The organism is Clostridium sp. SY8519 (genome assembly GCF_000270305.1).
Taxonomy (GTDB): Bacteria; Bacillota; Clostridia; order Lachnospirales; family Lachnospiraceae; genus SY8519.
Map to the genome: position 1 here is coordinate 2,258,118 of NC_015737.1, position 13,422 is coordinate 2,271,539.

Here is a 13,422-nt window from a genome sequence, read left to right on the forward strand (position 1 = left end):
ACCTTTCTTGTTTCGTTCGTACTACTGATTTTTGTGAATGTACCCCAGTTTTTCAAAATATCTGAGGTAAGCGGCAATCATTTTCCGGTCGATTGCCGGACAGCGAATCCCGGAACCGTTCAGCAGAAGGGAGGTCTGGGAGGTGTCGTAGGTGGTGTCGATTCCGGTGAAGTGCCGCAGAATCCCCGGATTGGTCTCTGTGCCGGATTCAAAGAGACACTCCAGCACAGCCAGGGAATTGTCTTTGGAATCCGCCTGTTTTAAGCGGTGCCTCCAGAGAAGAAACGGCACATACTGAACCGGATAGCCACATTTGCGGATCTGTGCAACCAGCTCGCGGATCGGTACGGATTTCGGGTTAATGATATTGAAGGCCTCGTTGACGGATTCCGGTTTGCGGCTGATGCAGGCGATGACGTCTGCCACATAATTCACAGGGGTCATATGCATGCAGTAAGATGTGCGGGGGATGCACTTCATCTGTATGATGCCCACGATGATCCGGCTGACCATGTCCTCCACGGCCCAGATGCCGTTGGAGGCACCGGTGATGTCTCCCGGCCGGTACACAGTGGCTTTCAGGCCGCGTCTGCGGGCAATGCCCACCAGTTTTTCCGATACCCACTTGGTTTCGGAATATGCCAGGGAAAATCCTTTGGAATGCAGCAGGGGATCGTTCTCATAGACCCGTTTGCCCACGTTGTTCGGCGTATCGTAGACGCTGTAGGAGGATATAAACTGGTAATACTTGGGCTGCCCGTCGCAGGCGAAGCGCAGGGTTTCCACCGTGCCGCCCACATTGGTGGGTTTCAAGTATTCATAAGGGAATACGAAGTTCAGCAGGGCGCCGTTGTGGATGACAGTCTGAATCCGGTTGGACAGATAGATGTACTGCGGATCGGGAATACCCAGATGTCTGCTGGACAGATCGCCGATCACCGGATACAGATATCTGTCGTAGGAGTCCTTCCACAGATGGTAGTGCTTCATATTGCGGATCAGCCGCTGACGGCCGTCCTCCGCGGAATCGGCACGCACCAGACAGTGGATTTCCAGCCCGTTTCCGGGATAGCGGCGGATCAGGGCGTCGATCAGATGGGCGCCCAGGAAACCGGTGGCGCCGGTAAGCAGGATCTTATTGCAGGCACCGATTTCCGTGCTGTAGTCGGATGTTACGCAGATCTGCGGATCCAGCCGGCATTCGTCCGCCAGGTTGGAAGACTTCTGGAGTACAATCTGGCCGGCCATGACAGCTTTCAGGTAATTGCTGATGCCCACGACGGAAGAATCCCGCAGCAGGGCGCGGAAGTCCAGCTTGACATGGAATTTCTGTTCGATGCTGTTTAACAGTTCAAATCCCATGAGTGAATCACCGCCCAGCTCCAGGAACGAATCGGTCAGGCTGAAATGGTCGATTTTTAAAACGTGGGAAAAGACCGATTTTACCTGCTGCAGCACTTCGTCCGCCAGGTCGATGGATTTGTCGATGAGCCCTCCTTCCGGTGTGCCGCCGGACAATCCGCTGCGGCTGGAATGGAGGACCTGCAGCTTGTTTTCTTCGTACATGGTTTTGGCCCGGGCAGTCTGCAGCTTGTTGTTGTCTGTGCGGGGCAGGGCGTGGAAGGGAACAAAGACCATATCGTAAAAAGAGAATCCGAAATGCTCGGAGACCGCGGCGTTTACCTGGGAAATCCTGGCTTCAAAATCCTCTTCCGGATTGCATTCGATGACACAGATCATCCGCTCTTTGCCGTCTTTTTCCACAGAGAAAAATCCTATGGTGGAAGCGGCCAGGGCAGGTACCTTCTGGCGAATCAGAATCTGCAGGTCGTTGGGATAGATATTATGTCCGTTAACGATCAGCATCTCTTTGCGCCGGCCGGTAATATACAGATGGCCGTCATACAGAAAGCCCAGGTCACCGGTACGGTAAAACTCCCGGCCGGGGTAACCGTTCATGCGGATGTGGAAATTGCGGTTGGCGGGCGGATTTCCCCAATAGCCGTCTGCGACGCTGTCTCCGCTGATGAGAATCTCGCCGATGCGCAGATCCGGGAACACTTTGCCGGATTTCGGGCTGCCTACCAGAATGGTCAGATCCTTCACCGGCCGTCCGATGCTGACGATTGCTTTGGCGTCCGGCGCATTGCTGAACTGAACGCGGTTGTTCTGGAAGGCTTTCTGGTCCAGCCGCAGTTCCCGGTATTCCCGCATGGTGAAGCTGGCCAGACAGGTGTTTTCTGCCAGACCGTAGCCGGGGGTCATGGAATTCGGATCCAGATGAAACATGGATACGAACTGATGCACAGAAGCCGCGCTGATATATTCGGAGCCGTTCATCAGATGGGTCATGTGGGACAGTTCGCAGCGGTCGGCTTCTTCCCGGGTGAAGATCCGCGTGCAGGCATCAAAAGCGGAGCCGGGCCCTACGGTCAGGTTCAGCTTGAATTCGGACAGCATACGCACCCACAGGCGCGGGTTGGAAAGAAACTGCAGGGTGGACAGGAAATAGACACTGGCGCTTTCCATGCAGATGGGCATCAGGATGGTCACCACCAGTCCGAGATTATGGAAAAAAGGAACCCAGGTGCCCAGACGTCCATGCTGAAAATCACCGGCATGGTCGCACTGTTCCAGCTGTTTTTCCAGATTGCGCCGGGTGATCCGGACGCCTTTGGGCGCACTGGTGGAACCGGAAGTATACTGCAGATAGACCAGGTCCTCCGGTCCGATCCGACGGATCACGTCATCATAAAAATAAGGACCAATCTGGTCCGCGTAGATCCGTTTCATGCGCAGGGCGGTGAAAAGTGCTTCTTTGGCCAGCCGCTTGGCCAGGCTCTGACTGCTGCCGGCAGCCTGTTCCATGGAAAAATTGGAAATCAGGGCCTTGGGACGGCAGGATTTTACGACGGAGATAAACCGTTCGGCTTTGCCTTCGTCAATGGGCGGCGGAATGACGGTAAATGTTACACCGGCCAGGATACAGCCAAGGATGGAATACACAGTGGTGTCATCCTGCATGGAAAAGATCACCACCCGGTCGCCGCGCCGGATTTTTTTCTCCTGCAGCACATGGGCGATGCCAAGGGCTCTCTGATACAGGCTGCGGAATGTGATCTCCTGTATGTCCCAGTCATCCCGTTCCGGGATATAGGTGAGAAACCGGTAAATAATGTGCTGCGGGTTCTGTTCTACGTGCTTTTTTAAAAGATCTATCACGGAATAATCGTTCATAGATGTCTCCCTCTTGTTCGTTTTGTACCTATTTAATGATAATTGATGCAGTGGGAGGTTTCAAGTGAAATAAGTCTAAACTGGAGGGGACGGGAATCATTAATAATGTATTAAGTTTTATTAATTCCGGGCGGAATTCTTGAAAAGAACATAAAATCATGGCACAATATGAAATCAGCAGATAGATACGCGCATATGAAAGGACTTTTTTTCTATGGAAGCAGTACTGCACTTATTCCTGTCAACGGTAGGAAATTATATTTCCAAACAGCTGGCAGTGTTTTTGGTGTCAATCTGTCCGGTCCTGGAGCTCCGGGCAGGGATCCTGGCATCTGTGGCTCTGAAAGTGCCGCTGATTCAGGCGATTCTTCTTTGTCTCATCGGCAACATCCTGCCGATGCCGTTTTTTATGTTTCTTCTGAAACGCCTGTTCGCCGCAGTCCGAAGGAGCCCGGGCAGACACAGATTTGCCGAGTGGATTGAACAGAAAGCATTGAGCAAAAAAAGCGAGCGGATGGAACGGACCGCGTTTTGGGGAATTGTAGCCTTTGTGGCCATCCCGCTTCCCGGAACCGGAGGCTGGTCCGGCGCGATTATCGCCTCGGCGCTGCGCATGGATGTCCGGAAAGCCACACTGGCCCTGTTCCTCGGCATGTGCATTGCCATGTCCATTATGGTACTGGTGTCTTACGGACTGATCGGGCATTTCGTGCATTAGCCCGCGCCTGCCGCGTCCGGCAGATTCCGGCGGGGTCCGTATGACACAAAGGAGACAGTTATGATTTTTCATCGCAGATACGAGGGCCTTGATTTCGGCAGAAGCAGGCGCAGACGCAAACCAGACAAAGAAATGATCCGAAAAAAGGCGGGCTGGGTATTCCGGATTGCGGCAGTGGCCGCATTTGCCTTTTTTCTTGTGTTTTTCTTCGGATACCGGATTACCATATCCGGGTCATCCATGAAGAAGGTTCTGCAGGAAGGGGATCAGGTGCTGGTGAACCGGCTGGTCTATGAAATATCCGTGCCGAAAGAAGGGGATGTGATCGTCTTTGCCCCCAACGGCACCGGACGCAGCAGATATTCGGTCAAACGGGTCATTGCAGGCCCGACTGACACTGTGCAGGTAAAAGACGGTTTTCTGTATGTCAACGGAAAGAAATACCAGAAAGACGGAACCGATGTGGCAGTGGACAATCCCGGAGTCGCAGAAGAGAAAATAAAAGTAGGCGCGGATGAATATTTTGTGCTGGGCGATAATCTTTCCGGCAGTGAAGACAGCCGGTTTTCCAATATCGGGAATATTAATAAGTCAGAGATCGTGGGAAAGGCATGGCTGATTATCCGGCCGTTTTCCAGAATCGGAAGAGTACAGTAATGCATCCGCAGAGAAGGAGATAAAATGGAGTATCAGTGGTACCCCGGCCATATGGCCAAAGCGAAACGTCAGATGCAGGAAGATATCCGCCTGATAGATCTTGTCATCGAGCTGACAGACGCGAGAATTCCCCAGTCTGGCAGAAATCCGGATATTGATGCCCTGGGAAAAAACAAAGCCAGGCTGATTTTGCTCAATAAGGCTGATCTGGCGGACGAACGGTACAATCAGCAGTGGGTCAGCTATTATCAGAGCCTGGGATATGAAGCCCTGGGACTGGATGCCCGCAGCAGGAAATCCATGAACCGCATTACAGATGCGGTAATGTCCGCCTGCAGCGAAAAGCTGGAGCGTGACCGCAGGCGCGGAATCCGCAACCGCCCGATCCGTGCCATGGTGGTGGGTATCCCCAATGTGGGAAAATCCACCTTTATTAATTCCTTTGCCGGCAAAGCGGCCGCTAAAACAGGAAACCGGCCGGGCGTCACCAAGGGCAAACAGTGGATCCGCCTGAATAAGACCCTGGAACTGCTGGACACACCGGGCATCCTGTGGCCGAAGTTTGAGGATCCCGGCGTCGGCCGGAATCTGGCCATGGTCGGATCCATGAATGATCAGATCCTGCCGCTGGACGAACTTTCCCTGGATCTGATCGCGTTTCTGACAGAGGCTTATCCGGGAGTGCTGGAGAAGCGGTACGGCACAGAGGAAACCGGCCGCCCGGTGGAAATCCTGGAGCGGATCGCCCGGGCCCGGCAGTGCATCAAAAAAGGATCCGAAATCGACTACGACAAGGCGGCGGCGCTGATTCTGGACGAATTCCGCTCCGGCAGGCTGGGACGCATTACCCTGGAACGGCCGGATACGGTTTGATTTAGAGGAGAAATTTATGCGCACAGGAGAAACAATTGCCTCCATACGGGCACAGCTGGACCGGACGCCGGACACGGAACTGGATCAGTTTATGGAACGCTATGGTTCGGATCCCCGCAGCGGAGTGCAGCAGCTGGTGCAGCGGGCGGCAAGAAAAAAAGAAAAGCTTCGCGCCGAACAGGAGCGTGTGGAAGCGCTCTGCTATTATGAAAAAAAGTATGAGGATTACGCGATGATCTGCGGAATTGATGAAGCGGGCCGCGGCCCCTTGGCCGGGCCGGTAGTGGCCGGAGCGGTGGTTCTTCCGAAGGACTGCCGGATCTTATATATCAATGATTCCAAAAAACTTTCCCCGGGCAGAAGGGAAGAACTGTATGCGGTGATTCAGGAGCAGGCAGCTGCCTGGTCCGTCGGAATTGTGGGACCGGAGCGGATCGATGAAGTGAATATCCTGAATGCCACCTACGAAGCCATGACGCAGGCCATCCGGGGGCTTTCCCCGGAACCGGATCTGCTGCTGAATGACGCGGTGACGATTCCGCAGATAGATATTCCGCAGGTGCCGATTATCAAGGGGGACGCGAAAAGCATCAGCATCGGCGCCGCCAGTATTCTGGCAAAAGTAACCAGGGACCGGATCATGGTGGAATATGATAAAGTCTATCCGGAATATGGATTTGCCCAAAATAAAGGATACGGCGCGGCGTTTCATATCGAAGCCCTGAAACGTCTGGGCCCTACGCCGATTCACCGGCGTACGTTTATCACACATTTTATCTGAACCCATCGTCAGAACCCTGCAGGACTCATGGAGAGAGGTTATGACAGGAGTGATTGCGATGCGTGACAGAATTCCGTCACAGAATTTCACAGGAAACAAAAGAAATACAGGAACTGTATACGAGCACAGAGCGGCCCGGTGGCTGACCTCCCGGGGGCATGAAATACTTGCCCTCAGTTTTTCCTGCAGATTCGGGGAAGTGGATGTAATCAGCCGGATCGGAAATCTTCTGGTATTTTCAGAAGTAAAGTACCGGAGCACGCTTGCATACGGAAGTCCGGCCCAGGCCGTGACCCGTCAGAAACAGCGCCGCATCAGCAATGTGGCCTCCTGGTATCTGTACAGCCGCGGGTACGGTCCGGACACCCCCTGCCGTTTTGATGTGATCGCGGTATCGCCGGACAGCATCCAGGTCTATGAAAACGCGTTCGGTTATCAGGGGGATTTTGACTACTGACAGCAGCTGCAGAAGCAGACAGGAGAGACAGATGTTTACATGGAAAACAGGCAGCAGCATACCGGAAGTGCGGCATCACAGCCTGAAAAACGGCACAGAACTTCCGGTTCTTGTATTTCCGGCACTGGAGCGTACCGGAATGGTCCGCCAGGCCTTTTCTACCCGCCTGGGAGGCGTCAGTGAGGGCATTTATGCCACAATGAACCTGAAGTTCGAACTGCAGGATGATCCTTCCCGGGTCATGGAAAACTACCGCAGAATCGCGGAAGCGCTGGGGACAGCACCGGATCGGTTCGTTGTGTCTGCCCAGACCCATACCGCCTGCGTGCGCCGTGTGACGGAAGAGGACGCGGGAAAGGGCGTGACCCGTCTTAGGGACTATACGGATGTGGACGGACTGGTGACCGATGTGCCCGGCCTGGTACTGGTGACACAGTTTGCCGACTGTGTGCCGCTGTATTTTGTGGATCCGGTCCGGCGCGCCATCGGTCTGAGCCATTCCGGGTGGAAAGGAACGGTACAGCGGATGGGACAGGCAACGGTACGCAGGATGCAGGAGGAGTTCGGTACGGATCCGGCGGATCTGATCTGTGCCATCGGCCCCTCCATCTGCCAGAGCTGTTATGAGGTCAGCGAAGATGTGGCGGATCAGTTTTTCGCGGAATTTCCTTCCTGTGGAGAGGAGATCCTGCAGCCGGGAGCGGCGGGCAGGTATCAGCTGAATCTCTGGGAGGCAAACCGCCGGATTCTGATGGAGGCCGGTGTGCCCGGACCTCAGATTTCGGTCACCGGACTTTGTACCTGCTGCAACAGAAAACTGCTGTTTTCCCACCGCGCCACCCAGGGAAAGCGGGGCAATCTCGCGGCTTTTCTCGGGTTAAAATAAGCAAGACCTTTACTTTTCCTTTTTCTTTGTGTAAAATGCAGGTTGTGCCTGGACGCGGACCGGCTGCAAACCGGAGAAACGGCAGGAAATGCAGGCAAAGAAACCGAGCTGTTTGATAGTAATAAAGGAGTCCGATTCCTATGATAAGTGCAAATAACATTACCCTTCGCGTGGGCAAGAAAGCCCTTTTTGAAGAAGTCAACATTAAATTTACCGAAGGGAACTGCTACGGGATTATCGGTGCCAATGGTGCCGGCAAGTCCACCTTTTTAAAGATTCTGAGCGGTCAGCTGGAACCCACTTCCGGAGATGTGGTGATCACGCCGGGACAGAGGCTTTCCTTCCTTCAGCAGGATCAGTATAAATATGACGATTATACGGTCATGGATACTGTGATTATGGGGAATCAGCGTCTGTATGATATCTCCAAGGAAAAAGAAGCCATTTATATGAAGGAAGACTTCAGCGAAGAGGACGGGATGCGCGCCAGTGAGCTGGAGGCGGAGTTTGCCGAAATGGACGGCTGGAACGCGGAGGCAGATGCGGCCACCCTCCTGAACGGCCTTGGAATCGAGACCGAACTCCACGGAAACCTCATGAAGGAGCTGAAGGGCGCCCAGAAAGTGAAAGTCCTGCTGGCGCAGGCCCTGTTCGGCAATCCGGATATTCTGCTGCTGGACGAGCCGACCAACAACCTGGACCTGGATGCGATTGCCTGGCTGGAGGAATTCCTGATCAATTTTGACAACACGATCATTGTGGTATCCCATGACCGTTACTTCCTGAACAAGGTATGTACCCATATCGCGGATATTGATTACGGTAAAATCCAGCTGTATGCCGGCAACTATGACTTCTGGTATGAGTCCAGCCAGCTGATGGTGCGCCAGATGAAAGAGGCCAACAAAAAGAAGGAAGAAAAAATCAAGGAACTGCAGGATTTTATCTCCAGATTCTCCGCAAACGCGTCAAAATCCAAACAGGCGACTTCCCGAAAGAAAGCCCTGGAAAAAATCGAGCTGGATGACATACGTCCTTCCAGCAGAAAATATCCCTATATTGATTTCCGGCCCAACCGGGAAATCGGAAATGAAGTCCTGGAAGTCAACGGACTGACCAAAACCATTGACGGTGTAAAAGTCCTGGATCATCTGTCCTTCCGGATTGAGCGGGAAGACAAGGTGGCGTTTGTAGGCGGCAATGAACTGGCCAAAACCACCCTGTTTAAAATCATCACCGGCGAACTGGAACCGGATGAAGGCTCCTATAAGTGGGGCGTAACCACCAGCCAGTCCTATTTCCCGCGGGATAACACCAAAATCTTCGACACAGATCTGGCCATCGCGGACTGGCTGACCCAGTTTTCGGAAATCAAGGACGCGACTTATGTCCGCGGCTTCCTGGGCCGGATGCTGTTCCGCGGAGAGGACGGCGTAAAGAAAATGCGTGTGCTGTCCGGCGGGGAGAAAGTGCGGGTGCTGTTTTCCCGCATGATGATTGAAGGCTCCAATGTGCTGATCCTGGATGAGCCCACCAACCACCTGGATATGGAAAGCATCACGGCGTTAAATGACGGCCTGGTGAAATTCCCCGGGGTGATTCTGCTGGCCTGCCGCGACCATCAGATTGTACAGACCACGGCAAACCGTATCATAGAGATCCTGCCGAACGGTCAGATGATCGACAAGATCACTTCCTACGATGAATATCTGGAAAGTGATGAAATGGCCAGAAAACGTACCGTATACAATATGTTAGACACAGAGGATGAGGTCCCGGAAGAAGCGTAACCTCAGGGACAGCGCCTGGAGACTGGCGGCAGATGTGTCATTGCTGAACAAAGCGCAGAGCACGAAGGAAAGCTTCCGCCAGCTGCTGTCAGTTTCCTGATTCGGAACGGACAGCAGCTTTTTTTATTCATGGACGGATTGGGAGTTTCCAATAAAAAGAAAATGAGTGAGTGAATTTTTTTTCTGCAGTTCATGGAAAAGGTGAACAAAAATATTTTGAAAATGATATTTTTCTTGTTACAAACGCTTTCTTGTATACAACTGGGTTTTTCTTGAATACAATCCCTGAATCCGAGGGAAAACCCTTGTCTGAAAAAATTAGCAGTGGTATATTTAGAAAAGCGAAGAAGTCAGAAGAATATGATTGTATTGAAATATGTACAAAATCATGCTAAGATTCTAAGGGCTTGTTCACAGGTGGTAAACCTGAAGAGTATCTTTTTTTCAATCAAGGAGGAAAGCTAATGAAACGTAAAATGAAAACCATGGATGGTAACCATGCAGCAGCTCATGCTTCCTATGCGTATACCGATGTGGCAGCGATCTATCCGATCACTCCCTCATCCGTAATGGCAGAAGCAACTGATGAATGGGCTACCCAGGGAAGAAAGAACATGTTCGGCCAGGAAGTAAACGTTGTCGAGATGCAGTCTGAGGCCGGCGCAGCAGGTGCCGTACACGGCTCTCTTGCAGCAGGCGCGCTGACCACGACCTACACCGCATCCCAGGGTCTTCTGCTGATGATCCCGAACCTTTACAAGATCGCCGGCGAGGGACTTCCGGGTGTGTTCAACGTATCTGCCCGTACCATTTCTACACATGCCCTGTGTATCTTCGGTGATCATTCCGACGTATATGCATGCCGCCAGACAGGTGCAGCTATGCTGTGTGAATCCAGTGTACAGGAAGTTATGGACCTTACACCGGTTGCTCACTGCGCAGCACTGGAAGGCAGCCTTCCGTTCATCAACTTCTTCGACGGATTCCGTACTTCCCACGAAATCCAGAAGATCGAAGAGTGGGATTACGCAGATCTGGAAGATCTGGTAGACAAGGACGCAATCGCAAGATTCCGCGCAAACGCTCTGAATCCGGAGCATCCGCGTGAGATGGGCTCCGCTCAGAACCCGGATATCTTCTTCCAGGCACGTGAAGCATGCAACCCGCTGTATGATAACATGCCGGCAATTGTTCAGAAATACATGGACAAAGTCAACGAAAAGATCGGCACAAACTACGCACTGTTTAACTACAATGGCGCAGCAGATGCAGAGCACATCATCATCGCTATGGGTTCTGTGAATGAGACCATCGATGAGACTCTGGATTACCTCCTTGCTAAAGGCGAGAAAGTCGGCGTCGTAAAAGTCCGCCTGTATCGTCCGTTCTCTGCAGAAGCACTGATCAAAGCAATTCCGGATACCACAAAGGTAATCACTGTATTAGACAGAACCAAAGAGCCCGGCGCACAGGGCGAGCCTCTGTACCTGGATGTTGTTGCAGCTCTGAAAGGTTCCAAGTTCGATGCAGTGCCGGTTCTGTCCGGACGTTACGGCCTTGGTTCCAAAGATACCACACCGGCACAGATCATCGCTGTATATAAGAACAAAGACAAAGAGAAATTCACCATCGGTATCGAAGATGATGTAACAAACCTGTCCCTGCCGCTGGATGAGAATCCTCATACCGCACCGGAAGGAACCGTTGCATGTAAGTTCTGGGGTCTGGGCGCAGACGGTACAGTAGGCGCAAACAAGAACTCCATCAAGATCATCGGCGACAACACAGATATGTACGCACAGGCTTACTTCGATTATGACTCCAAGAAGTCCGGCGGTGTTACAATTTCCCACCTGCGTTTTGGAAAGAGCCCGATTCATTCCACCTATCTGATCAACAAGGCAAACTTCGTTGCCTGCCATTGTACTGCATACATCCATAAGTACAACATGGTACAGGATCTGGTTCCGGGCGGCACATTCCTGCTGAACTGCTCCTGGGATATGGAAGGTCTTGAGAAGAACCTGCCGGGTCAGGTAAAACGCTACATCGCTGAGAATGACATCCAGTTCTACACCATCGACGGTATCAAGATCGGTAAGGAAATCGGACTGGGCGGACGTATCAATACCGTACTTCAGTCTGCATTCTTCAAACTGTCCAACATCATCCCGGAAGATCAGGCAATTGACCTGATGAAAGCAGCTGCAAAAGCTACTTACGGCAAGAAGGGCGACAAGATCGTACAGATGAACTACGACGCAATCGATGCCGGCGCTAAGAACGTAGTGAAAATCGAAGTTCCGGCTTCCTGGAAAGACGGCGCAGATGAGAGCCTTACCGGCGCTCCGGCAACCGGCAGCCGTCAGGATGCGGTTGATTTCGTTAACAATATCCAGAAGAAGATCAACGGTCAGATGGGCAACACCTTACCGGTATCTGCTTTTGAAGCTTACAAATTCGGCGACACTCCGTCCGGTACAGCAGCATATGAGAAACGTGGCGTAGCCGTAGACGTACCTGTATGGAACAGCGAGAACTGTATCCAGTGCGGATTCTGTTCTTATGTCTGCCCGCATGCGGTAATCCGTCCGTACGCTCTGACAGAAGAAGAAGCTGCAGCAGCTCCGGAAGGCATGCAGACCACAGCTATGATGGGTATGCCGAATTATAAATTTGCGATTGCAGTATCCGCTTACGACTGCACAGGCTGCGGTTCCTGCGTCAATGTATGTCCTGGAAAGAAAGGCAACAAAGCCCTGTCCATGGCTAACTTTGAAGCAAACGAAGGCACACAGAAATACTTCGATTACGCATCCAAACTTCCGGAGAAGGAAGATGTCAAAGAGAAGTTCAAAGCAGATTCTGTAAAAGGATCCCAGTTCCGTCAGCCGCTGCTTGAGTTCTCAGGCGCATGCGCAGGCTGCGGTGAGACACCTTACGCTAAGCTGCTGACCCAGCTGTTTGGTGACAGAATGTATGTTGCTAACGCAACAGGATGCTCCTCCATCTGGGGTAACTCTTCACCGTCCACTCCTTACACCGTAAACGCGAAAGGACACGGTCCTGCATGGTCCAACTCCCTGTTCGAGGATGCGGCTGAGTTCGGTTACGGTATGCTGCTTGGCGCAAACGCAGTACGTGCCGGCCTGAAAGAGAAGGTAGAGGATCTGGCTGAGAACGGCAAGTCCGATGACGTAAAAGCTGCAGCAAAAGAATATCTGGATACCTTCATGAACGGTGTGGCCAACGGTCCTGCAACTGAGAAACTGATTGCAGCCCTGGAAGCTTGCGGCTGTGAGAAAGCACAGGAGATTCTGGCACAGAAAGAGTTCCTGGCTAAGAAATCCCAGTGGATCTTCGGCGGCGACGGCTGGGCATACGATATCGGCTTCGGCGGCCTGGATCATGTCATCGCTTCCGGCAAAGACATTAACATCATGGTATACGATACCGAGGTATATTCCAATACAGGCGGACAGTCCTCCAAATCCACCAAGATTGGTGCAGTTGCACAGTTCGCTGCAGGCGGTAAAGAGACCAACAAGAAAGACCTGGCAGGCATTGCAATGAGCTACGGCAATGTATATGTAGCTTCCATCGCTATGGGCGCTGATTACAACCAGTGCGTAAAGGCAATCGCAGAAGCAGAAGCTTATCCGGGACCGTCTCTGATCATTGCTTACGCTCCTTGTATCAATCATGGTATCAAGATCGGCATGAGCAAAGCACAGACCGAGGAGAAGAATGCGGTAGCATGCGGTTACTGGCATAACTTCCGTTACAATCCTGCTGCCAAAGCAGAAGGCAAACCTGCATTCTCACTTGACAGCAAAGAGCCGAACCTGGATGACTACAAAGCATTCCTGGACGGCGAGGTACGTTTCAACTCTCTGGCAAGACTGGACAAAGAGAAAGCAGCGGCTATGTACGAGGCTTCCGAAGAGTGGGCAAAAGAGAGATATGCTTACCTCAAGAAACTGGTTGCTCTGTACGGAACAGAGGAATAATCCGTTTCACAAA

Annotated in this window: 9 protein-coding genes; 8 read left to right on the forward strand and 1 reads right to left on the reverse strand. The window is 52.3% G+C overall.

The features are described 5' to 3' along the window. Positions 1-21: 21 nt before the first annotated feature. The gene (locus CXIVA_RS10525; protein ID WP_013978015.1) at positions 22-3,237 is read right to left on the reverse strand and encodes a thioester reductase domain-containing protein; all 3,216 of its coding nucleotides are present in this window, start codon (positions 3,235-3,237) and stop codon (positions 22-24) included. Positions 3,238-3,451: 214 nt separating this feature from the next. Between CXIVA_RS10525 and CXIVA_RS10530 the strand changes: the two genes are divergently transcribed. From CXIVA_RS10530 to nifJ, 8 genes are all read left to right on the forward strand, one after another. Continuing rightward, positions 3,452-3,955 carry a small multi-drug export protein gene (locus tag CXIVA_RS10530; RefSeq protein ID WP_013978016.1) on the forward strand — a complete coding sequence of 168 codons (504 nt, stop codon included), beginning with the start codon at positions 3,452-3,454 and terminating at the stop codon, positions 3,953-3,955. Between the two features lie 60 nt (positions 3,956-4,015). Beyond that, a complete protein-coding gene (gene lepB, locus CXIVA_RS10535) occupies positions 4,016-4,612 on the forward strand; it encodes a signal peptidase I (protein ID WP_013978017.1) in 597 nt (198 codons plus the stop codon). A 24-nt stretch (positions 4,613-4,636) separates the two neighbouring features. Continuing rightward, positions 4,637-5,485 (forward strand): ribosome biogenesis GTPase YlqF, encoded by an 849-nt coding sequence (ylqF, locus tag CXIVA_RS10540; protein WP_013978018.1) that lies wholly within the window; start codon positions 4,637-4,639, stop codon positions 5,483-5,485. Positions 5,486-5,501: 16 nt separating this feature from the next. After that, positions 5,502-6,266, forward strand: coding sequence for a ribonuclease HII (locus CXIVA_RS10545; protein WP_013978019.1), 765 nt, complete (start codon positions 5,502-5,504; stop codon positions 6,264-6,266). Between the two features lie 40 nt (positions 6,267-6,306). Further along, entirely contained in the window at positions 6,307-6,723 is a 417-nt protein-coding gene (locus tag CXIVA_RS10550; RefSeq protein WP_013978020.1) for a YraN family protein, read from the forward strand. Positions 6,724-6,754: 31 nt separating this feature from the next. Further along, the gene (pgeF, locus tag CXIVA_RS10555) at positions 6,755-7,609 is read left to right on the forward strand and encodes a peptidoglycan editing factor PgeF (protein WP_013978021.1); all 855 of its coding nucleotides are present in this window, start codon (positions 6,755-6,757) and stop codon (positions 7,607-7,609) included. A gap of 140 nt (positions 7,610-7,749) precedes the next feature. Beyond that, positions 7,750-9,399: an ATP-binding cassette domain-containing protein gene (locus CXIVA_RS10560; RefSeq protein WP_013978022.1), complete on the forward strand. Its 1,650-nt coding sequence runs from the start codon at positions 7,750-7,752 to the stop codon at positions 9,397-9,399. Between the two features lie 464 nt (positions 9,400-9,863). Continuing rightward, on the forward strand, positions 9,864-13,409 hold the full coding sequence (gene nifJ, locus CXIVA_RS10565) for a pyruvate:ferredoxin (flavodoxin) oxidoreductase (protein ID WP_013978024.1): 3,546 nt from the start codon (positions 9,864-9,866) through the stop codon (positions 13,407-13,409). Positions 13,410-13,422: the final 13 nt, after the last annotated feature.

What these genes read in the sequence shown, in the direction of transcription:
- CXIVA_RS10525 (WP_013978015.1), bottom strand. Translation starts at nt 3,237, where the DNA reads ATGAACGATTATTCCGTGATAGATCTTTTAAAAAAGCACGTAGAACAG.
- CXIVA_RS10530 (WP_013978016.1), top strand. Translation starts at nt 3,452, where the DNA reads ATGGAAGCAGTACTGCACTTATTCCTGTCAACGGTAGGAAATTATATT.
- lepB (WP_013978017.1), top strand. Translation starts at nt 4,016, where the DNA reads ATGATTTTTCATCGCAGATACGAGGGCCTTGATTTCGGCAGAAGCAGG.
- ylqF (WP_013978018.1), top strand. Translation starts at nt 4,637, where the DNA reads ATGGAGTATCAGTGGTACCCCGGCCATATGGCCAAAGCGAAACGTCAG.
- CXIVA_RS10545 (WP_013978019.1), top strand. Translation starts at nt 5,502, where the DNA reads ATGCGCACAGGAGAAACAATTGCCTCCATACGGGCACAGCTGGACCGG.
- CXIVA_RS10550 (WP_013978020.1), top strand. Translation starts at nt 6,307, where the DNA reads ATGACAGGAGTGATTGCGATGCGTGACAGAATTCCGTCACAGAATTTC.
- pgeF (WP_013978021.1), top strand. Translation starts at nt 6,755, where the DNA reads ATGTTTACATGGAAAACAGGCAGCAGCATACCGGAAGTGCGGCATCAC.
- CXIVA_RS10560 (WP_013978022.1), top strand. Translation starts at nt 7,750, where the DNA reads ATGATAAGTGCAAATAACATTACCCTTCGCGTGGGCAAGAAAGCCCTT.
- nifJ (WP_013978024.1), top strand. Translation starts at nt 9,864, where the DNA reads ATGAAACGTAAAATGAAAACCATGGATGGTAACCATGCAGCAGCTCAT.